Source organism: Synechococcus sp. Nb3U1 (assembly GCF_021533835.1).
Classification (GTDB): Bacteria; Cyanobacteriota; Cyanobacteriia; order Thermostichales; family Thermostichaceae; genus Thermostichus.
In genome coordinates this window covers 40,090-61,855 of the sequence record NZ_JAKFYQ010000002.1, presented here as the reverse complement: position 1 = coordinate 61,855, position 21,766 = coordinate 40,090, and the positions used below count along the sequence as shown (strand labels likewise).

Sequence of the window (21,766 nt, the reverse complement as noted above, 5' to 3'; positions counted from 1 at the left end):
GATCCCACAGGGCAACTCTATCTCCCTCACGATCACGGTATTTCACGGTATTGCAGCCTGACACCCTGTTCTGGTCTTGCTCCCAGCCTTTGCCGATGCGGATCTGGATTGGGTGGTGGGGGGAAGTTTATTGACCGTGACGGGGCCAAATCGTCTCAGCGTTAGGTTGATTTGTCTCTGCAATGGGCTACTGGTTTGAATCCGCTCAGGAGGCCGAAGCGCACTAGGCCACTAGCATAGCCGCGACGCATCAGACCCAAGCCCAAGGCTCCCCGGATCGTCCCCCAACCACTGCGCAGTAAACCTGGGATCCACCGCCAATCGAGGGCAGAAGCGATCACCTCATCCCAAAAGGGGGCCACCTGTTCCGACCAGTCGGCCTGGTAAATCTGCTCAAACCCCACCTGCTGGGCCAAGTGAACGTATTCTGACAGGCTGATCACATAGGGCAGGCAGTAGACATCGTAGATCTTCTGCAAATGCTGCCGATCCTGCGGGCTTAGGGATCCCTCGCGGTGGCACCAGGTCACTAACAACAGTTGTCCGCCCGGTCGCAGAACTCGCCAACATTCCGCCAAAAACTGGTGCTTATCGGGCATATGTTCGCCACTTTCCAAAGACCACACCAGATCGAAGGATCCCGTCTCAAATGGCATTTGCAGGGCATCCGCCACCTGAAACTGTACCTGCTGGCTCAGGCCGACAGCCTCGGCGCGTTCCTGGGCCCGTTTCATCTGTACAGGACTTAAGGTAATGCCCGTCACTCTGGCCCCGAAGCGTTGGGCCAACTCCAAGCTGCTGCCGCCAATGCCACAGCCCAAGTCGAGGATGTGTCGGGGTGAGAAGGGATCCCCAATGTGGCCCCACTTGATGACCTTGTTGATCAAATGCATTTGCGCTTGCCGCCGTCCTTTACCCGGTTGCCCCGCTTCGTAATAGCCATGGTGCATATGCTCTCCCCATACCTGCTCCCACAGGCCCGAAGAAGCATCATAAAAGTTGCGAATACGTTGGTTGAGGGCAGAGGTCATGGATTAGCTCCTGGGCATCCGTATGGTTGATCCAGATTGATCCTGCCATTTGGAAGTCTCCCAAGTCTCCGACTAAGGTGGGAAAGCAGGCACATCAAAATAGACAATTGAAACCTCCATAGTGGGATCCCTTGGCCAGCTCAGATTTTGACTTTGAACAACTGCTGTTTACCCCGGCCACACCCGATGCAGAGGCGGTACGGGTGGTTTACGCTTTTCCCAATACCTACTCGGTGGGCATTACCAGCCTGGGCTACCAGGTGATCTGGAGTATGTTAGCCAGCCGTAGGGATGTGGCCGTGTGCCGCCTGTTCACCGATCTGTCTGAGCCTTTGCCCCAGCAACCGGAGCTATTTGGCTTTTCGGTGTCCTGGGAGCTGGACTATGTCCATATTCTGGCCCTGTTGGAACAGCACCGGCTCCCGATCCAGTCTCAGGCGCGGGGTGAATCGGATCCGCTGATTTTCGGGGGTGGCCCTGTGCTGACGGCCAATCCAGAGCCTTTTGCAGACTTCTTCGATGTGATCCTATTAGGGGATGGGGAAGGATTGGTCGATGAATTGATCCAGTCCTACCAACCGGTGCGGGGCGGATCCCGTGCCCAAAAGTTACTGGCTCTGGCACAAGTGCCGGGGATTTATGTGCCCAGCCTTTACGAACCTCAATACTTGGAGCCAACAGGTCCTGTGGAGAAGATCCTGCCCAAGCGGGCAGGGATCCCAGAGAGGATCCGCAAACATACCTTCCGCGGCAATACCCTTTCAGTCTCAACGGTGGTCACCCCCAAAGCCGCCTGGGAAAACATCTACATGCTGGAGGTGGTGCGCAGTTGCCCGGAGATGTGTCGCTTTTGCTTAGCCAGCTACCTGACTTTGCCTTTTCGCGTCGCGGATGTGGAGGGGCATTTGATCCCAGCGGTGGAGCGGGGGCTACAGGTCACCCAACGGATTGGCCTGCTGGGGGCTTCGGTCACCCAACATCCGCAGTTTGAGCAGCTGCTGGACTACTTGGCCCAGGATCGCTTTGAGCAAGTGCGCCTCAGCTTGGCCTCGGTGCGGACGGGCACCGTTACTCCCCGTTTGGCCCAAGTGTTGTCCAGTCGGGGCAGCAAGTCCATTACGGTGGCGATTGAAAGTGGCTCAGAGCGGCTACGGCAAATCGTCAACAAGAAACTCAGCAACTCAGAAATTCTGGCAGCGGCAGTCCATGCCCAATCCGGCGGGTTAGGGGGCATCAAATTCTACGGCATGGCCGGGATCCCGGCAGAAACACAAGCCGATTTGGAGCAAACCGTTGCCCTGTTCAAAGAGCTGAAACAGGTGGCTCCCCGTTTGCGCTTCACTCTGGGTTGCAGTACCTTTGTGCCCAAGGCCCACACGCCTTTTCAGTGGTACGGAGTAGACCCAAAAGCAGAGAAAAAATTGCAGTTTTTTCAGAAACAATTGCGACCTTTAGGGATCGATTTTCGCCCCGAAAGCTATAGCTGGTCAGTGATTCAAGCCCTAATTTCGCGAGGGGATCGCCGTGTGGGCAAAGTGTTGATTTTGGCACGAGAGTTTGGGGAGTCTTTGGGGAGCTACAAACGGGCTTTTAAGGAACTCAAGGGGCAGCTTCCGCCTTTGGAATACTATGTCCACAGCCATTGGATCCCTGGGGATCCCTTGCCTTGGGATCACCTTGAAGGTCCTCTCACCCCAGAGCGACTGCTGCAACATCGGCAAGAGGCTCTGTCCGTTTAGGAAATCCAGCTTTCCCCAACTTGCGGTTGGCATAGGGAGGATGTCAGTTGGCGAAAACCATTCGAGACAAGCAAGAGGCAGAGGCTTCGCGGTTGTTCTCACGCCTGGATGAAACCCGCATCGAGAAAATTCTGGCGGAACACGGCACGATTGACAAGGTGTAGGCTTCAAGACGGATTGCTGTAAGTATAAAGAATTGAGAATAATCTCAGCTAACCTGGCTCATCTGGATCCGTTCTGCTCTGTGGGATCCCTGCTTGACGGGTTCGTGTCGGGTGATACCGTCTTGTGGCGGAGACTATGACAGCCTTTGATATCTTAGATGGATCCCAGTTGGATCCCAGTGGGGTTGCTCTTCACATTCACCCGAGGTTTTGTCGATGATGTTTGTCTCTCGACGCAGATCCTTACAAGCCCTTTTGTTCACCCTAGCCGGATGCCTAACCTTGGGTACAGCCCAGGGATCCCTGCTGGCCCAAAGCAACGATCTGCTGGCTCAGGTGAAGGAACGGGGGGTGCTGCGGGTTTCTACCGACTCCAACTATCGTCCCCAAAGCTACCTCAACCCCGACGGCACTTGGGAGGGCTTTGATGTGGATGTGGCCCGGGAGATCGCCAGTCGCTTGGGGGTAGAAGCTGAGTTTTTGGATATCAATTTTGATGTAATTACCGCCGGCTCCTGGAATGGCCGCTGGGATGTGAATGTCGGCTCCATGACCGTGACCGCTGAACGCCAGCAAGCCCTGCTCTTCACCATTCCCTACTACTACACCCCTGCCAGTTTTATCGTGCATGAAACCTCCACCACAGCCGATATCCCCGCCCTGGAGGGCAAACGGGTTGGGGTTGGCACTGCTACCACCTATCAAGCCTACCTGGAGGGTACTCTCACCCTGGAGGGGGAGACCATAGCCATACCAGCCCCGAGTGTGGATATTCGTATCTACGATACGGATAGTTTGGCCATCCAAGATTTGGCTCTGGGAGATGGTACCCGGCTGGATGCGGTTCTCACGGCTTTACCGACCGCAGAAGATGCCATTCAAGAAGGTCTACCGCTGAAAACGCTTGGGGATCCCGTCTATTAGGAAGCCCTGGCGGTAGCGTTGGATCGCTCCAGTCCTGCCAACTCAGAGAGTTTGCAAGCCGAAATTACCGAGATTCTGGAAGCCATGCACGCCGATGGCACCCTGACGACACTCTCGGAGCGTTACTACGGCATTGATTTAACAAAAAAAGTCGAGTGAACAAGGACTCTATCCCGCTGGGGCAACCCACCCAGCCGCCGCCACCCCTTCAGAAAGGGATCCCCTTCCCAGTGGCACGGGGATTGTGGTTGGTGCTTTGGCTGGCGTTGTTGGCGTTCGCCTTCAGTGGGCTACGGTTTGAGTTGGCCGGGATCCCGATCCGCACCCTGCGCCTGAACGGCAACTTTGTGCGGGAATGGTGGTGGTTTATTTCGCAAGGGGTAGGCATTACCTTTCAGCTGTCGCTGGTTTCAATTCTCTGTGCCACCACTTTGGCCTTTTTGTCGGCATTGGCGGGCCTTTCACAAGTAGCTTCTCTGAATAGCCTGTCAGCTTTGTATGTGTCCCTGATGCGGGGCACCCCCCTGTTTCTCCAATTTTTGTTTATCTATCAGGCCTTGCCACAACTGGGACTTGTCTTGGGTTCTTTTTCATCCGCAGTGTTGGCGCTCACCCTCAACTATGGCGCTTACATGAGCGAAATCTTTCGGGCCGGGATCCAAGCTATCCATCGCGGGCAAACGGAAGCCGCCTATGCTCTGGGGCTAAAACCTTGGCAAACCCTGTGGCGCATTGTTCTGCCGCAAGCTTTCCGGATTGTTTTACCGGATATTGGCAATCAATTTATCGCTATGCAGAAGGATACGGCTCTGGCTAGTGCCATTGCTTTGCAGGAGCTGATGGGGCGTGCCCGCCAAGCCGGTTTGCCGAGGCAACATTTTTTCGAAGCTTTGGTGGTGGCAGCTCTATGGTACTGGCTACTGACCTTGATTTTGTCCTTTTTTCAGGGGCGCTTAGAACAGTATTTAACTCGTTGAGGGGATGAGAAACATGGGATCTTCATGGGATCCTTCAGTGACCAAACTAACTATCTCTTCCGGGATAATTCTTTTGCCAATTCGAGATCCTTTTTAGCTCAATCTCTTCAGCTACTCTATCAAATCTGGCAGGGATCCAAAATCGAGAAGGGTTTCTCTCAAGGCTTCTAATGACTCTACTGGCTCTACTGGCTCTACTGGCAATGCGCGAATTTGGGTTTGCAGCTCTAAAAAATCAACCAGTGGCTCTCGCAGCTCCGGGTCGGTGAATTGCTCTCGACTCTTTTTGAACAGGGATCCCACTTATAAATTGGTTTTATAGATTGGTTTCTCAAAGTACTCCGCTAAAGGCAAAACTGCCACTGCCAAGCCGATCCTGTCGATCGAAAACGCTAATGGTTAATTGATGGGATCCCGTTTGAGTAGGGGTAAAACTATTTTGCGTCAGGGCGAGGCCGGTCACAGTGCAGGTGGTGGCCCCAACGGAGCAGCCGGGCAATTGGGAAGCATCGAAAGCTCCTAAAGTAACGAAATTGCCCAGTGGAGTGGTGACGGAAGCCAAGAACGCATTGGATCCGCGGATCCCAGCGGGGGCCTCCACCCGAAAAGAGACGACAAAAGTCGGGGTTTGCCCCACCGAAACCGTGCGCGGGGAGAGATCGGTAATGGTGAGGGTTGGGGCAGGTATCGGGTTCGGCAGAGGCAAAAAATCGCTGCCGCCTGTCGTGCCCCCACAACCCGCAACAACACTGCCCAACAGCAAAAACAATGGGAGCCGTTCATTGATCCGTTGCATCATCTCCTCTCCACCCCAAAATGAGCTTCTGTTTGAGTTTATTGTTAGAGGTTTATCCTCACCCAGCCAGTGGATAGAAAGGAGAGAACCTGACCGGAATCGGTCTTGGAGAGTTCGCTTACTCCCCTTGCAAAACCGCTTGGCAAGCTGTGGCAATGGCCCAGTCTTCTTGAGCTGAGATCACCAAAACGCGCACCGAAGCATCAAAGGTGCTGATATCGCAGTTGCGAGGGGATCCCGCATTGAGTACAGGGTCGATTTGGATCCCCAAGAAGCCCAGATTCGCACAGGTGGCCGCCCGCACAGGGGCTGAGTTTTCCCCGATGCCACCCGAAAACACCAGGGCATCCAGCCGATCCAAGTTCATCAGCATTGCCCCAATCTGGCCGCGCAGCCGGTGCACAAACAGATCGAAAGCCAACTCCGCCCGTTCATGCCCGCTTTGCATCGCCTCCAACACTGTGCGCATGTCGCTGCTCAGGCCCGAGACCCCCTTTAGGCCCGATTCCTGGTTCAAAATCCGATCCAACTCCTCAACGCTCATGCCCCGGCGGAGCTGATGAATCAAAATGCCCGGATCTACCGATCCTGACCGGGATCCCATCATCAAGCCCTCTAGAGGGGTGTAGCCCATGGTGGTATCGACACTTTTTCCTCCCCGGATCGCCGCCAGTGAACAGCCATTGCCCAGATGACAGGTGATCAGGCGCAACTCCGACAAAGGGCGGTTTAACAGTTCAGCCGCTTGGCGGGCACAGTGCTCGTGGTTGATGCCATGAAACCCGTAGCGGCGGATCCCTTGTTCGGCCCAGGCATAGGGAAGGGGGTAGAGGGCTGCCGCCGGGGGCATCTGCTGGTGAAAAGCGGTATCGAAGACAGCGACCTGCGGGATCCCAGGTGCCAGTTGACCCAACAGGCGGATCCCGTCCAACGCGGCGGGGTTATGGGCCGGAGCCAATGGGATCAGTTGCTCAATGGTCTGTTCTACCGTTGAGTTAATCTGGGTGGGCCGCTGATACAGGGATCCCCCATGCACTACCCGATGACCGATGCCATCGATGGCCTTGGCCTCTGGAAGTAGAGCCTCTTCTCCTTGCCAAAGGCTTTGAAACAGTGGGGCCAATGCTTGAATACCTGCCTGAGGGGAGGGGAAAGATGTCCAGCTACAGCCTCGCCGACGAGTCTGGATCAGGGTTTCCCCCGGCTTGTAGGTGAAATCTGCTTGAGCTTGCCAGAGGGGAGTAGCATCGACTTTGCCCTCAACTGTTTGAAAAAGTGAGGACTTCAGGCTACTGGAACCGGCATTGATGACAAGAATATTCACAGAGTGTCTTCCGCATCGGCCTCCACAGGGCTTATCGATTTCAACCTAACCGCCAATCTCAGTTTTGACCGTAACCTGAAACAGTTGGGAACAGAAGGAAGCTCAAACGATTCGCGGCTCCCTCAGGCAGTTTGTACCTGCCGAATCAGCCCCGTGGCCGCCAGCGCGGCCAAAGCTCGATCCCGATAACGGCCATAACGCTCCGGTTTGCTGCGGATCTTGCGCCCCTCTAGATTGGGCAGAATGCCAAAGTTTGCGGGCATCGGTTGAAAATGTTTGGGATCTGCGCTGCTAATGAATTGAAACAGGGATCCGATCATCGTCTCGGCAGGCAGCCGAATCAGGGGCAACCCCAAGGCAAAACGGGCCGCATTGGATCCCGCCAGCCACCCCCCCGCCACCGCACAGGCGTAGCCTTCCGTGCCCACCAACTGGCCGGCGGCAAACAGGCTCGGACGCTTCCGAAATTGCAACGTCGCATTCAACAACTGCGGTGCGTTCAAAAAAGTATTGCGGTGCATCACCCCCATGCGCACAAACTCGGCCTGTTCCAGACCGGGAATCAGGCGAAACACCCGCTGCTGTTCCCCCCATTTCAGATTGGTTTGAAAACCGACCAAGTTCCACAGTTGACCAGCCTTATCTTCTTGCCGCAGCTGCACCACCGCATGGGGACGGGATCCCGTGCGGGGATCCACCAATCCCACCGGTTTAAGAGGGCCAAAACAGAGGGTATCTTTACCCCGACGGGCCATTTCTTCGATCGGTAGGCAACCCTCAAAAAAAGAGCGTTCTTCTTGCTCGAAGGCTTTGAGAGGAGCTTGTTCCGCCTGTACCAAAGCTTGCCAAAACCGCTCGTACTCGGCTTCGGTCATCGGGCAATTTAAATAGGCGGCTTCCCCCTTGTCGTAGCGAGAGGCCGGAAACACCACCTCTCGATTGAGAGAATCTCCCGTAACAATCGGGCTGGAGGCATCGAAAAAGCTTAGGTAGCCCAATCCCGTGAAAGTCTGGAGCGCTTCTGCCAAAGGATCACTGGTCAAAGGCCCGGTACAGAGGACGGTGATCCCCTCAGGAATGTCGGTGACTTCTTGCCGTCGTAAGGTGATGCGTGGATGGTTTTGAATGGCTTCGGTCAGGGCTTGGCTGAAGGCCGCCCGATCCACCGCTAGGGCTCCTCCGGCAGGTACGGCATGGCGATCCGCCACCCAGATCACCAGGGATCCCAGTTGTCGCAGTTCTTCTTTGAGCAATCCGGCGGCCCGATCGCTGGCCAAGGCTCCAAAGGAGTTGCTACACACCAGTTCGGCCAGATGATCTGTGTGGTGGGCGGGGCTTTGGCGCAAAGGGCGCATCTCCGAAAGGATCACCTCCAATCCCAGCTCAGCAATTTGCCAAGCCGCTTCCGTCCCCGCTAGCCCTCCGCCAATAACGTGGATAGGCGCAATGGTTAACAGTTCTGTTGACATTTCAGATGTACCAGCCCGGTGGATCATTCAATTCTGTCCTACAGTTCTGCCCTGAAACCCACCCATCCAGGAGCTTCTTGCTAAGACTTCCCGCAGCCAAGCCCTTTTGGGTTCTCTCTGGATCAACACCCTGGATCAACACAGCCTTGACCAAATTCTTGACCAATTCTTGTCCAAAATGAGCCTGTTCGGCTCCTTCTGAGTCGGTTGAGAAGAGCAATCTTCAAGCGGCAAAGTGAATGCGCAGGTAGTCTTCTTCCATTTTGGCGCGGGCTGGGTTCATGGCCGCCAGGGTCTGGGGCAGCACTAGGTTGCGGCGGTGATTGCCGATGCGGATATTCAGCTCATCCCCGGTTTTGCTCAGTTCCACCTGCTCTTTCGGGATCCCGGGCAAGTACAAATCCAGGCGATATTGGCCGTTGTCCGTGACCACATTCATGGTCTGCTCGGCATAGAGCACTTCTGCCGGGTTGCGATCCCCCCAGAGGTCTTTTTTCAAGCGGGCCAAGGCTTCCCAGCCCACCAACTCCTCTGAGTACAGCGGGATCTCAAACACAGGTAGAGGGGCGAAGTTCTCGTGAATTTCCTGGCGATATTTTTGCTGAGAAGCCTTCCAAGTCTCAAAGTAGGGATCCACCACCGTATCCGGCAAAATGCGATTGGCCACCACCAGATCGGTGGCCACCCCGTACAGGCTCAAGTAGGCATGGGCCCGCAAAGATTCCTTGATCACCATCTTTTCCGGGTTGGTGACCAGCCGTACCGACGTGATGCGATTGTCGGTGAGGATCCGCTCCAGCCGCTCAATTTTCTCGTAAAACTCATAGGGGGCATCCAGCACCTGGTTATTGGGCAGAGGGATCCCGGTCAAACCCTTGACAATCGGCTCGGCAATCGGGCGCAGCATCTGGGCCAGACCCTGTAGGGGTTTGTAGAACTTGCGCATATACCAACCGGATACATCCGGCAGGCTGAGCAACCGCAGAGCGGTTCCGGTGGGAGCTGAGTCGATGATCAACACATCAAAATCATCCTCGTCGTAGTGGCGGTTCACCCGCACCAGGGAAAAAATCTCATCCATCCCCGGCAAAATTGCCAACTCCTGCGCCTGTACCCCATCCAGTCCCCGCGCCTGCAACACTTGGGTGATATAGGTTTTGACGGATCCCCAATTCAGCTCCAATTCGTTGAGGGCATCCAACTCCGCGCCCCACAGGTTGGGTTTCACCTCGATGGGATCATGACCCAAGGGTTGATCAAAGCTATCCGCCAACGAGTGGGCTGGATCCGTACTCAGCACCAAAGTTTTCAGGCCAATCTCGGCACAACGCCAGCCGGTCGCCGCCGCCATCGAGGTTTTGCCGACTCCACCCTTACCGGTCATGAGGATGATGCGTTGCATGAAAGTGCCAGTTACATTCTTTTACATTCTCTAGCCTAGCCCATTCCCTCACCCAGCGGGCTTCACTGCTCCGGCCCATTCTGTTTTTGCGGTTAACCCTATTTTCTCCCGGCGGCTAGCTCTAGGAGCAAATCGGGCAACAGTCTGAATTGGCCCATCTGAGCTGCCGCAACATTTCCCCAGGCAGGTAAACTATTGCTAAGAAAAATGAAGTGATTGGAGGTGCATGATGATCAAGTGTTGGCGCAGTTGGCTGCTGGTGGGGCTGTTGACTTTGGGGCTTTGGCTGGGATCCCCGGTGCAGGCGGCCAATTTGCCCCCTCAAGTTCAGGAGCTGGAACAACAAGTCACCCAACTTCAAGGCCTGGTGGATTCGGAAGATTGGCTGGAGATCCGCTCCTACATTCGTGGGCCGATGGGATTGACCCGTAAAAACTTGACAGGACTGGCGGTCACCTTGCCGAAAGAACAAAAGCAAGAGGTCATTCGCCTGACCAAGGAACTGGGCCAAAGCCTGGAAAAATTGGATTTTGCCGCTAAAGGCTACGATCAACCCGAGGTGGAAGCGGCCCAGGTCAAAGTCAAAAAGGCTTTGGCTCAATTGGAGTCTTTGTTCTCCTAGAGGCCGGGGAGGATGTTTCCCGCAATAACTTGACCTGCTCAGTGGTAATGGCACAGCATCAAGGCTAATCTGTCTACAACAGTGGTCTAAGGTTGGGTGGAATTGACGGTTCAGTTCATGTTGGGAGGCAGCGATGGAGGCTCATAAATCTCTAAATGGCCTAGAAAATCAGATGGAGCGGGCTGTTCTGGAGATGGTGAATGAAATCTCGTTGATGGAAAGTCAGCAACGCTACTGCATCTGCGAAAAATTTTGTACCGATGCTGCTGCTTTGGCCTTGAACAATCTCAAGCCCCGCTATGCCACCAGTCTTCACGGTTCCCTTTACACCCTAGAAGCCATCCAAGCGGATCAAGACCTACAAACGCTGATTCGGTTGGAGGTGGTGAAAGCCATGGAAGCCGTGGCGGCGGCTCCCCGTTGCCCAGAACCTGAGTGCCCTTTGCTGCTGCGACACCTGGAGGCGGTAGAGTTAGAGCTGGCCTCCAGCAGCGATTGATCGAATGGCCTTGATATCTTCGCCTGCCCCGATAGCCTTCCTAGGCCCTGCCGGAACCTATACGGAGTTGGCGGCCCTTTTAGCTTGTCCGGAACAACCCCATCTGCACAGCCAGGGATCCCATCCCTTGGTGGCCTACCCAACAATTAGCGCTTGCTTGGAAGCCGTGGCTGCCGGTCAGCAGGAATGGGCGGTGGTGCCGGTGGAAAACTCTGTGGAAGGGGGGGTCTCCATGACTGTGGATGCCTTGTGGCAATTGGAGGGGTTGGGGATCCAGCAGGCGCTGATTCTGCCGATTCGCCATGCCCTGATCGGGCGTGCCTCCCGGCTGGAGCAGATTGAGCAGGTGTATTCCCATCCGCAAGCCCTAGCCCAATGTCAGGTTTGGCTGGGATCCCATCTGCCCCAGGCCACTTGGATCCCGACCCGCTCTACCACCGAGGAATTGGATCGGGTGCAAACGCAATCGACGGCTGCGGTAATTGCCTCAGAACGGGCCGCCAGCCTCTACCAACTGCCGATCCTGGCCTGCCCGATCAACGACTACCCGGATAATTGCACCCGTTTCTGGGTGATTGGCCGAACCCATTCCGTTTCGGGTTCCTGCACCGCTTCTCCCGGGGGCTCCCATACCTCCTTGGCCTTCAGTCTGCCGCAAAATGTGCCCGGAGCGCTGCTGAAACCGTTACAGGTGTTTGCGGAGCGGGGGTTGAATATGTCGCGCATTGAATCTCGACCAACCAAAAAATCGGCGGGGACTTATGTGTTTTTCGTGGATTTGGAAAATACTGCTGGGCAACCCTATCTCAACCCAGAGGTGATCGCCGCGCTTGAGTCTATTGCAGAAACCTTGAAACTGTTGGGCAGCTACCCGGTGCATGACCTCTCCAGGCAGGGGGGCATTGCTTTGGCCAAAAAGACCACCCATTAAGCAACCGGTAGGGGTTGAGGTACAGAGGAAATTTGGGCCAACTGGCTCTCAATTTGCTGGCGTACCTCCTGGCGAAACTCGAAGAAATGCTCCCCATGGGCACACACCGTTAGGTAGGGCACCAATCCCGCCGGATTTTTTCGCCACAGATCCCACAGCTGCCGCCAAAACAGCGCCCGTGTTTCTGCCCGCTGGATCCCTTGTAGCCAGGCGACTCGCACCAACCCCTGCACTTCTGGCCATTTGGGCAATTTGAAAGGACGTTTTCCTTTCGGGGATCCCAGCTCGAGAGCATAGCGGTAGCAGCGTTTCAGAAATAGAGCCGGCTCATACAAATCCCAAAAGGCTTGCATGTATTCTTCGGCGATCTGTTCCAGCGGTCGGGTCGGCTCAAAATTCATCAGAGTGCTCTGGTTCATGCCAGTGCCTTCGCTGCGCAGCCGCCCTTCTTTTTCTAGCCGAGACCAGAGGGCCGTACCGGGCAAAGCTTGCAACATACTAAACATGGCATCGGGGATCCCGGTTTCTTCTACAAAACGGACAATCCGTTCACCGGCACCGGGCTTTTCTCCATCGAAGCCGATAATGAACCCCGCCAAAACCCGTAGCCCCATCCGCGTGATGCACCGACAGGACTCCACCAGCGGTTTGCGGTTGTTTTGAAACTTTTGCGTCAGGGTTAGGCTCTCTTCATCGGGGGTTTCGATGCCCAAAAACACCGAATTGAATCCGGCTTCCACCATCAGCTCCATCAATTCCTCATCCTCCGCCAGGTTAACCGAAGCTTCCGTGATAAAGGAAAAGGGGTAGCCCCGCGCCTGCATCCAAGGGATCAACTCCCGCAACAGCCGCTTCACCTGCCGTTGGTTGCCGATGAAGTTGTCATCCACCACAAACACCGAGCGGTTCCAGCCCAAGTCGTAGAGGGTTTGCAGCTCTGCCAACAGTTGCGCCGGGGTTTTGGTGCGCGGTTTACGGCCATACAGCACGATAATGTCGCAGAATTCACACTGAAACGGGCAGCCCCGGGAAAACTGCACCGACATGGAATCGTAGGCACTCAGCTGCAACAGGTCGTAGCGGGGGATCGGCGTTTGGGTGACATCCGGTTTTTCCGGGCTGCGGTAAATGCCACAGGGATCCCCTTGGGCCAGAGCCTCCAGAAACATCGGGATCGTCAGCTCCCCTTCATCGAGAACCAGATAATCGGCCCCGGCATCCAGAGCATCCTGAGGAATGGACGTGGGATAGGGCCCCCCCACCGCCACCTTTTTGCCGCGGCGCTGGCTTTCCCGAATCAGGTGCAGAAAATCTTCCTTTTGCACCATCATGGCGGAGATGATCACCAGATCGGCCCACTGCCAATCCGCCTCCGTACCCGGCGACACGTTGCGATCTACCAAGCGGAACTGCCACTCCTGCGGTAACAGGGCAGCCACCGTGATCAAACCCAAAGGGGGTAAGAGCACCTGCCGACCCACCAACTTCAGCACTCGCTCAAACGACCAGAAGGTTTTCGGAAAAATCGGCGAGAAGAGCAGGACGTTCATCTCTACACCTGAATCAGTGGGTGTGATTATGGAATTCGCTGACGCACTCGGCTGTCGGCAGTATATCTCAGGCGCTGCGGGGATTGAGAATGATTACGATTGCCTGGGATCCCCGATGGGTTCAGGGCTGAGCGCGATCCAGGTTGCGGTATTGAATCGCTTCCGCAATGTGGGCAGGGGCAATCGCTTCGGCTGCAGCCAGATCGGCAATGGTGCGGGCCACTTTCAGAATGCGGTCACTGCCCCGGGCAGACAACCCCAACTTGCGAATTGCTCCCTCCAGCAAGCTCTGACAGGGATCCGACAGCTGACACCACTGCCGCAAATGGCGAGATTGCATCTGGGCATTGCAATGCAGCCCTGGCTCTGTTTGAAAGCGCTGCCGTTGCCGCTGCCGTGCTTGTTCCACTCGTTCCCGCACCGACTGTGAAGGTTCCCCCGTTTGCGCCTGTAGGATCTCTTCCGGCTTGAGGCGGTTCACCCGTACCTGCAGATCGATGCGATCCAGTAGTGGGCCAGAGAGCTTTGACCAGTAGCGTTCCCGTTGTTGCGGGGTACAGCTACAAGGTTTGACCGGATCTCCATAGAAGCCGCAGGGACAGGGATTGGTCGAGGCCACCAGCGTGGTTTGAGCGGGAAACTCCAGCGAAACGCGGGCCCGGGAAATGGTGACTTTGCCATCTTCGAGCGGTTGGCGCAACACCTCTAGCACCTCCCGGCGAAACTCCGTCAGTTCATCCAGGTACAAAATGCCGCGATGAGCCAGTGAGATCTCCCCTGGCCTAGGATAGGATCCCCCGCCCACCAGGGCCACAGAAGAAGCCGAGTGATGAGGAGCACGAAAGGGGCGCTGGGTGATCAGGGTGGTTTGTCCGCCCAGGTGTAGATTTTGCCGCAGTAGGCCGGCTGCGGAGTAAATACGGGTAATTTCTAAAACTTCCTCCCACTGTAAGGCTGGTAGGATCCCGGGCAAGCGCCGTGCCAACATGGTTTTGCCGGCTCCGGGGCTGCCCACCAGCAACATATTGTGCCCACCGGCTGCCGCCACTTCTAGGGCCCGTCGGGCGTGCTCCTGCCCTTTCACATCCGCCAAATCCAGCGGGGATCCCAAAGTTGCCCGCTGCACCTGTTCCGGTTGGATCTCTACTGGCTTGACCGACTGGGGATGTTGGAGCCAATTCACCACCGCCGGCAAAGAAGGCAACCCATACACCTGGATCCCTGACACCACTGCTCCTTCCAGGCCGTTCTCTTGGGGTACCACCAACTGCCGGATCCCCATCTCGGCGGCCGCACTGGCGGCAATCGGCAAGACTCCTGCCACAGGCCGTAAAGTTCCATCCAGGGCCAATTCTCCGATCACTAGAGTTTCTTTTAGGGATCCCGGATCGATCACTCCAGAGGCGGCCAGGATCCCGAGGGCAATCGGCAGGTCAAAGCTGGGGCCTTCTTTACGCAGATCGGCAGGGGCCAAGTTGATGATGATCCGCCGCTGGGGCAGGGCAAAGCCAGAGTTTTTAATCGCCGCCCGTACCCTTTCTTTGGCTTCCGTCACCGCCGCATCCGGCAGACCGACCAGCGTGATCTGGGGCAACCCTCCGCCAACATCTACCTCCACCGTGACCTGCACGGCTTTGAGTCCTAGGAGGGCAGCGGCAGTGACTTGGGCAAACAAAGAGCTTGTCTCCAGAGGAGAGGATCTCAACTCATCCTGGCAGAAGCTCCTAAAAAAATCCCGGCGAAGGCGTCAAAGCTGCATTCTTGAAAAGAGAGTGTCACAATCATGAAAAGTCTTGTGGTTGCCGACCTTCATGGATTTGTCTCCCCCTGCAACGGGCTCCCTACCTGAACCAGAGCTGTTTTATGTACTGGGATCCGATGGATGTCTAGCGCAACTGAGCGCTGATTGGAAGTCTTGCTTGGGATATGAGCTGTCTGAACTGAGGGGCCAATCCTGCCTCAATTTTCTGCATCCCGACGACCAAACAATCTTTCAATCTTGGTTAGAGACGGGCCGCCGGCAGGAACCACTGCCCCCCCTAACCCTTCGTTTCCGGCAGCGACAGGGATCCTACCAACCGCTCAACTGGAAGGGAGCTTGGGATTCACAGTCCGAAGCCTGGATCGGCTCCGCCCGCCCCATTTCAACCTCTTCCTATCCTCTCAATATCGGGATCCCATCAGAAACAATACCCTCCACTCAGCAGCGGTATCTGGCCACCCTTGTGGAGATCCAACAACGATTGCTCAATCTCAAAAGCACCAACCAGCAGCAAATCTATAGTGTAATGCTGGAGCCCCTGGCCAGAGCCTGTGGAGCCAGCCGCGTCTATATCTTTGAAAACCACAGGGATCCGCAGGAACCAGAACGCCTTCTGCTGAGCCAAAAAGCCGAATGGTGCCAAGCTGGGATCCCGCCTCAAATCGACAATCCTCTCCTGCAAAACTTGCCCTACGATGCTTTTGCTCCCCATTGGCTACCCAAGCTGGCCGCTGGCGAACCGATCTGTGGGTTGGTTCGTGAATTGGGAGAAGCCGAACGCTACTTTCTAGAACCGCAGGGGATCCTCTCCATCTTGCTCCTGCCGTTGTTTGTAGAAGAGCAATTTTTCGGGTTAATCGGCTTTGATCACTGCCAGCAGCCCTACCTTTGGTCAGAAGCGGAGATCCATCTGTTACGGGCAGCAGCCACCTCCTTAGCTCTCACCCTGGAGCGGCAACAAGCCGAGTCTCGACTTTCCCACAATCAGAGGCAATGGGAGGCAGAGCGGCAGGAAACTACCACCGCCCTGCAAGAAAGCCAGAACCTATTTCGGGCCATGTTTCGGCAGGCGGCCATCGGTATAGGCGTGGCAGACCCTCAGGGCCGTTTGCTCGCCCACAACGAAGCCTATATTTCCATGTTGGGCTATACCTCAGAGGAGCTCAATCAGCTCACCTTCATGGACTTTACTCATCCCGAAGATCTTGAAAAGGATGTCACCCTAAATCGGGAGTTACTGGAGGGCAAGCGAGATTCCTTTCGCATCGAAAAACGCTATGTGCGCAAAGGAGGGGATCCCCTTTGGGTGGATATCACCGTGTCTTTGGTGCGGGATGCAGCAGGCCAGCCGCAGTTTACCTTCTCAATGGTGCAAGATATTCACGAGCGCAAGCGGGTTGAACAAGAATTGCAACTGTTGCAAAGTTTGACCCAGGCAATCAGCGAAGCTGCCGATTTTCAGTCCGCCCTGCAGGTGATGTTGCGGCAGGTGTGTGTAGTCACTGGCTGGGATCTGGGAGAGGCTTGGATCCCGCAAGGGGAGCATTTGGTGCGGGGGGCAACTTGGTACAAGCGCATCGAAACCTTGCTGTTGTTTCATCGGGGCAGTGCCGCCTATCGTTTCGGGTTGGGGGAGGGGCTACCCGGCCAAATGTGGTTAGAACGGCGCTCCGTTTGGCATGAGGATGTGACGCAGCTCTCTAGCACGGAGTTCCGTCGAGGGGAACTGGCCCAGCAAGCGGGGCTGAGGGCCTGTTTTGGCGTGCCGATTCTGGCAGACGAGGAAGTGGTGGCAGTGCTGGTGTTTTATCTGGTGCGGGCCAGGCCCCAGGAGCAGCGTCTGGTGAATTTGGTCAAGGCGGCTGCCACTCAGCTGGGATCCATCATGCAGCGCAAACAGGCAGAAGAAGCCCTGCGCCAAGCGGAAGAAAAGTACCGCAGCATCTATGAAAATTCGCTAGAAGGGATCTTTCAAACCACCCCCGCTGGCAACTACCTGAGTGCCAACCCCGCTCTGGCCCGCATCTATGGCTACGACAGCCCGGAAGAGTTGATCCGGGAGCTCACGGACATTGAACATCGCCTTTATGTGGATCCCCGTCGTCGGCACGTCTTTGTGCAGGAGCTGGAAACGGTCGGCAGCATCAGCCGCTTTGAGTCCCAGGTTTACCGCAAAGATGGCAGCATCATCTGGATCTCCGAGAATGCCCGCGCCGTCCGGGATCCCCAGGGGCAGATCCTTTATTATGAAGGCTTTGTTGAAGACATCACCGAGCGCAAGAAAGTCGAGCAAGCCCTACAAGAAAGCGAAATTCGCTATCGGTCGTTGTTTGAGAATACCCCCATTGGTGTCTACCGCACCACGCCTGAGGGGAAGACCATTCTGGCCAATCCCGCCATCATTCGCATGATGAACTGCACCTCTTACGAAGAGATGATGGCCTGGAACCTAGAGGAAGAGAGCCACTATCCGCCAGATTTTTCTCGAGCCGATTTCAAGCGCCAATTGGAAAGTGCGGGAGAAATTCGCGGTTTGGAAATCGAATATTTTCGCCGCGATGGCAGCCGCATTACCGTGCGGGAAAATGCCCGGGTGGTTCGAGATGAATCAGGACAAGTGCTTTACTACGAGGGCACTTTCGAAGACATCACCGAGCGCAAAAAGGCCGAACAGGAATTGCAACGCTCCCTCTCGCTGCTGCAAGCCACCCTTGATTCCACTGCCGATGGCATTCTCGCCTTCGATTTGAAAGGACAGGTGCTCAGCTACAACCAGCGCTTCCTAGATTTGTGGGGCTTGACCTACGCTGAATTGATGAGCCTCTCCCCCAGCCAACGCCTGCGCCGCATGGCCCGCCGTACCCGCCATCCGCTGCGCTTTTTGCGCCGTATCCGCCACCATCTCCGCCTTCAACAGGAGGGATATGACCTGGTGGAGCTCAAAGATGGGCGGGTGTTTGAGTGCTATAGCAAGCCCCGCCAGTTGGGGGAAACTGCCGTCAACCCTACCCAAATTTCCGGATGTGTGTGGAGCCACCGCGACATCACCGAGCGCAAGAAAGTCGAGCGGTTAAAAAACGAGTTTGTCTCTACCGTCAGCCACGAGTTGCGCACCCCCCTCACCTCAATTCGCGGGGCTCTGGGGTTGATCAAGGGCGGGGCGAGTGGGGAATTGCCGCCTCAGGTGCAGTCTTTGGTGGAGATTGCCTTCAAAAACAGTGAACGGCTGGTGATGTTGATCAACGACATCCTCGATATTGAAAAAATCGAGTCGGGTAAGATGCACTTTGATATCCATCCTGTCGAGCTGATGGCTTTGTTGCAACAGGCGATCGAGGCCAACCGAGCCTATGCTGCTCAGTTTGAGGTGGACTTGGTGCTCGAGCCCACCCTGCGCTCGACAACAGGGATCCCTCTGACGGCGGTACAGGTGAATGTGGATCCGAATCGGCTGATGCAGGTGATGAACAACTTGCTCTCCAATGCCGCTAAATTTTCTCCGGCGGGGCAAACGGTGCGGGTTTGGGTCGAACAAGTTCAGGAGGGGATCCGCGTTTGTGTGCAGGATCGCGGGCCAGGGATCCCGGAAGCGTTTCGCTCTCGCATCTTCCAAAAGTTTGCCCAGGCCGACTCTTCCGATACGCGACAAAAAGGGGGTACAGGCTTGGGCTTGAGCATCAGCAAAGCAATTGTGGAGCGGTTCGGCGGTACGATTGGTTTTGAGTCCAACCCCGCTCAAGAGGCACGAGAACCCACTCAGCAGGGCACTACTTTTTATTTCACTTTGCCCGGGTGGCAGCCTCGCCTCGCCTCAACATCTCCAGAACCTGCTGATCCAGAACCTGCCGATGGAGTCCCCATACTGGTGTGTGAAGACGATCCTGACATTGCCATGTTGTTGCAGCTCATCCTTAAGCAAGGGGGATTTCAGGTCGATATTGCCTCCACAGCAGCCGATGCCAAGTACCTGTTACAGCAGCGGCCCTATGCTGCTATGACCCTCGATCTGTCGCTGCCGGATCAAGATGGCCTGTCTTTGGTGAAGGATCTGCAGCAAATGCAAGGATTGGGCAACCTGCCGATTGTGGTGGTCTCAGCAACAGCAGAGCAACGGCGGCAGGCGGAGTGGCTCAAATATTCCTCCGAGTTGCATGAAGGTTCCGTTCCACCCGCCCCACCGCTGGCAGGGTTGCGGCCAGGAAAGGCCGAGGCATTGTCATCGGTGATAGCAGAACACCCCGCCAAGTTGATCGCATGGCTAAACAAACCCATCAACCAAGGGCAGTTGGTGGCGGCAGTCCAACAGGCGGCAGCCTTGGAAGAACGATCGCGTCCCCAGATTTTGCATGTGGAGGATGATCCCGATATCTTGCAAGTGGTCGCGCAAATTTTGCAGAATACTGCTGAATTGGCTCATGCCCATTCCCTGGAAGAAGCTCGCCAGCTTTTGCAGACCCGACAATTTCAACTGGTGATTTTGGATTTGTACTTGCCGGATGGATCAGGGTTAGAACTGTTGCCGCTGTTGCGCTCGGTCAGCACGACTCCTGTGGTGGTATTTTCTGCCCAAGATATTGGCTCAGACATTCTTGAAGACGGGATCCAGGCCACGCTGGTGAAAGCCCGTACTTCCAATCAAGAGTTCCTTAATACCATCCGGGCATTGGTAGGCGGGGAGACGGCACGACGTTCTACACACCCAATGGGGTACCCCCCCAGCGGTGGAGGCTGATCCCGGTGGTACCTCCTGCTTCTGAACCGACTTCTACCCTTTCTGGGGGACTGGTGGATCCGGATCCCGAACTGACTCCGCTAGAAGATCAAATTCAAGCGTTTCGCCAACGCTACTGGGGACAAGTGGCTCAGCTGAGTGGAGCAGAGGTGGTGGTGGCCCTAGAAGAACTTTCGTCTCTGTTAGCAGCCTTGCCAGGGATCCCTAGCGACCTTAGGGTGCGGCTGGATGCAGAAGGTGTCTTGGAGTGGATGGAGCAGCGGATCACGTTGCAAAACTCACTGCTGTTTTTCCCTTTAGAATTGCAGGCTTTGCCCACAGACCGGTTGGCCGAGTATCAATCCGAGCCGGCAGGGTTGCCGTTTCGCGTGTTTTTATCCCGTCTGCTCTGTGAACGGGGCCACCAACAGCCCGAGCCTTTGGAGCGTCTACTGCACCAGCAACACCTGACGGGGCGTTTCGCCTGGCGGCAGTTGTGGCAAACCACCCTCCATGGGCCGGAGCGCCATAACCTCAAGGCCGATGCGGAGAATGCCTATACCCTTGCGGAATTGCAGCGCCTGCAAACCCACCCCAGCGCCGAGATCCGATTGGCGGCATACCAACGCTTGCACCAGCATCTGGAAGCCCATGCCGATCTCTGTGGCTTTATTCTCAGCACCCTGGTTAGAGATCACCTCTGGGAAGCCCGATGGCGGAGTTATGATGCTCCCGTTGAGCTATACCTAGCTCGCCACTGCCTTGCCCAGACTACCTTTGACAACTTAGTAGAAGGTATTCGCGAGCGGGTTGACCTGTTCCAACGCTACTATCGCCTGAAAAGTCGGGAGATGGGCCGTTCCATCCGCATTTGCGATTTGCAAGCCCCTTGGGAAGTCAATGGGGGTATAGCCGACCTAACCTCCACGGAAACCTCGGCTCTGGTGTTGGCTGCTTTGCAGGAGTTTTGCCCCGAGTGCGCCACTCAATCCAAGCCCTGGCTATCTGGAGAAGCCGCCACGGCTCAGCCTGCGATACCAGAAGAAACAGAGTCTGTAGCGCCCCGGGCCCCTATTCAGCCGTTGCTGGAAAGTATTGCCAGGGTAAGCCAAGAGTTACGGGCTGCGGATCCCCTGATTTGGCCGGAACTGGAGGATGTTCAGGCTAGCCCTACACCAGCCGTTCTCGGTCAAGTTCACAGCGAGTTTTTGCAGTTGCTGGTGCTGGATTATCTGCTGCACTCGGGCCGGGGTGGGCGGGCGGGATCCCGTGAGGAGCTGCATCGGAGCAACGGGGTAAAATCCGCTCTGGCTCATGCGCTGCTAATTCATAGTTTGGAGGCTCAGTTACAGGCAGTGTTTTGTCAGAGCCTGATCACTCGGTTGGAGTTGATTCTCTATCGACAGGGAATCCCGGTCTTGGAGAATGGCGAAACCTATTCAGACTGGGTGAGTGAAGAGTGGCTCAAACTGTATCAGGAGCTGTGTGGCGATGCGGTGGAATTGTTGCCAGAACATCAGTTCGACTGGGCCGGGATCCCGGAGTTGTTTCAACGTCCCTTCAGCGCCTATCAAGCCAGCCTCTCCAGCTTGATGGCCTTGGCTTGGTATCGACGCTATCAGGCTTCTTCCCGCGAGTTTCTGCCGCGTTACCTCAATTGGTTGGCCAGTCCACCGGGATCCCTGACATTGGAAGAAACAGCCCTGATGCTGCAGGTGGATATCGCGGATCCCGATGTATTTTTGCAGGCTCTTGAGGAGATGGAAAGCTGGATTGAAACTTTGGAAGAGCTGCTGGAAGATGGGCCAGCCTATGGCACTCCGCGCCGTGCGGAGCACGGTCGTTGAATGTGGGGACAGCACGAA

16 protein-coding genes are annotated in these 21,766 nt (G+C 55.9%); 9 read left to right on the top strand and 7 right to left on the bottom strand.

Features of this window, described 5'->3' with window-relative positions:
- Positions 1-161: 161 nt before the first annotated feature.
- Positions 162-1,031 (bottom strand): methyltransferase domain-containing protein, encoded by an 870-nt coding sequence (locus L1047_RS10800; RefSeq protein ID WP_235278990.1) that lies wholly within the window; start codon positions 1,029-1,031, stop codon positions 162-164.
- Positions 1,032-1,162: 131 nt separating this feature from the next.
- Here L1047_RS10800 and L1047_RS10795 point away from each other — a divergent pair, with 131 nt between their 5' ends.
- The 4 genes from L1047_RS10795 (at position 1,163) to L1047_RS10780 (ending at position 4,835) form a co-directional block, all read left to right on the top strand.
- Positions 1,163-2,770: a B12-binding domain-containing radical SAM protein gene (locus L1047_RS10795; protein ID WP_235278989.1), complete on the top strand. Its 1,608-nt coding sequence runs from the start codon at positions 1,163-1,165 to the stop codon at positions 2,768-2,770.
- A gap of 380 nt (positions 2,771-3,150) precedes the next feature.
- Positions 3,151-3,858 (top strand): transporter substrate-binding domain-containing protein, encoded by a 708-nt coding sequence (locus L1047_RS10790; RefSeq protein ID WP_235278988.1) that lies wholly within the window; start codon positions 3,151-3,153, stop codon positions 3,856-3,858.
- Positions 3,859-3,876: 18 nt separating this feature from the next.
- The gene (locus tag L1047_RS10785; protein WP_235278987.1) at positions 3,877-4,017 is read left to right on the top strand and encodes a hypothetical protein; all 141 of its coding nucleotides are present in this window, start codon (positions 3,877-3,879) and stop codon (positions 4,015-4,017) included.
- The gene (locus L1047_RS10780; protein WP_235278986.1) at positions 4,014-4,835 is read left to right on the top strand and encodes an amino acid ABC transporter permease; all 822 of its coding nucleotides are present in this window, start codon (positions 4,014-4,016) and stop codon (positions 4,833-4,835) included. Before L1047_RS10785 ends, L1047_RS10780 begins: the two co-directional genes overlap by 4 nt.
- 331 nt (positions 4,836-5,166) lie before the next feature.
- On the opposite strand, the gene L1047_RS10775 is transcribed toward L1047_RS10780, so the two are convergent.
- The 4 genes from L1047_RS10775 to L1047_RS10760 form a co-directional block, all read right to left on the bottom strand.
- On the bottom strand, positions 5,167-5,634 hold the full coding sequence (locus L1047_RS10775) for a hypothetical protein (protein WP_235278985.1): 468 nt from the start codon (positions 5,632-5,634) through the stop codon (positions 5,167-5,169).
- Positions 5,635-5,749: 115 nt separating this feature from the next.
- Positions 5,750-6,955, bottom strand: a complete 1,206-nt coding sequence (locus L1047_RS10770) for an acetate kinase (RefSeq protein ID WP_235278984.1) — start codon at positions 6,953-6,955, stop codon at positions 5,750-5,752.
- Positions 6,956-7,077: 122 nt separating this feature from the next.
- Positions 7,078-8,424 (bottom strand): FADH(2)-oxidizing methylenetetrahydrofolate--tRNA-(uracil(54)-C(5))-methyltransferase TrmFO, encoded by a 1,347-nt coding sequence (gene trmFO, locus L1047_RS10765; RefSeq protein ID WP_443081713.1) that lies wholly within the window; start codon positions 8,422-8,424, stop codon positions 7,078-7,080.
- 223 nt (positions 8,425-8,647) lie between these two features.
- Entirely contained in the window at positions 8,648-9,826 is a 1,179-nt protein-coding gene (locus L1047_RS10760; RefSeq protein ID WP_235278983.1) for a TRC40/GET3/ArsA family transport-energizing ATPase, read from the bottom strand.
- Between the two features lie 226 nt (positions 9,827-10,052).
- Between L1047_RS10760 and psbQ the strand changes: the two genes are divergently transcribed.
- From psbQ to pheA, 3 genes are all read left to right on the top strand, one after another.
- Positions 10,053-10,448 carry a photosystem II protein PsbQ gene (gene psbQ, locus L1047_RS10755; protein WP_235278982.1) on the top strand — a complete coding sequence of 132 codons (396 nt, stop codon included), beginning with the start codon at positions 10,053-10,055 and terminating at the stop codon, positions 10,446-10,448.
- A 133-nt stretch (positions 10,449-10,581) separates the two neighbouring features.
- Positions 10,582-10,947 (top strand): late competence development ComFB family protein, encoded by a 366-nt coding sequence (locus L1047_RS10750; protein ID WP_235278981.1) that lies wholly within the window; start codon positions 10,582-10,584, stop codon positions 10,945-10,947.
- A gap of 4 nt (positions 10,948-10,951) precedes the next feature.
- Positions 10,952-11,878, top strand: coding sequence for a prephenate dehydratase (gene pheA / locus L1047_RS10745; RefSeq protein ID WP_235278980.1), 927 nt, complete (start codon positions 10,952-10,954; stop codon positions 11,876-11,878).
- On the opposite strand, the gene L1047_RS10740 is transcribed toward pheA, so the two are convergent.
- Both L1047_RS10740 and L1047_RS10735 read right to left on the bottom strand, forming a co-directional pair.
- Positions 11,875-13,428, bottom strand: a complete 1,554-nt coding sequence (locus tag L1047_RS10740; protein ID WP_235278979.1) for a B12-binding domain-containing radical SAM protein — start codon at positions 13,426-13,428, stop codon at positions 11,875-11,877. The two genes, pheA and L1047_RS10740, sit on opposite strands and share 4 nt — an antisense overlap.
- Positions 13,429-13,549: 121 nt before the next feature.
- Positions 13,550-15,103 carry a YifB family Mg chelatase-like AAA ATPase gene (locus L1047_RS10735; RefSeq protein WP_235279646.1) on the bottom strand — a complete coding sequence of 518 codons (1,554 nt, stop codon included), beginning with the start codon at positions 15,101-15,103 and terminating at the stop codon, positions 13,550-13,552.
- A 136-nt stretch (positions 15,104-15,239) separates the two neighbouring features.
- Between L1047_RS10735 and L1047_RS10730 the strand changes: the two genes are divergently transcribed.
- Both L1047_RS10730 and L1047_RS10725 read left to right on the top strand, forming a co-directional pair.
- Positions 15,240-19,922 (top strand): PAS domain S-box protein, encoded by a 4,683-nt coding sequence (locus tag L1047_RS10730; RefSeq protein WP_235278978.1) that lies wholly within the window; start codon positions 15,240-15,242, stop codon positions 19,920-19,922.
- A gap of 5 nt (positions 19,923-19,927) precedes the next feature.
- The gene (locus L1047_RS10725; RefSeq protein WP_235278977.1) at positions 19,928-21,748 is read left to right on the top strand and encodes a peptidase M3; all 1,821 of its coding nucleotides are present in this window, start codon (positions 19,928-19,930) and stop codon (positions 21,746-21,748) included.
- Positions 21,749-21,766 lie beyond the last annotated feature (18 nt).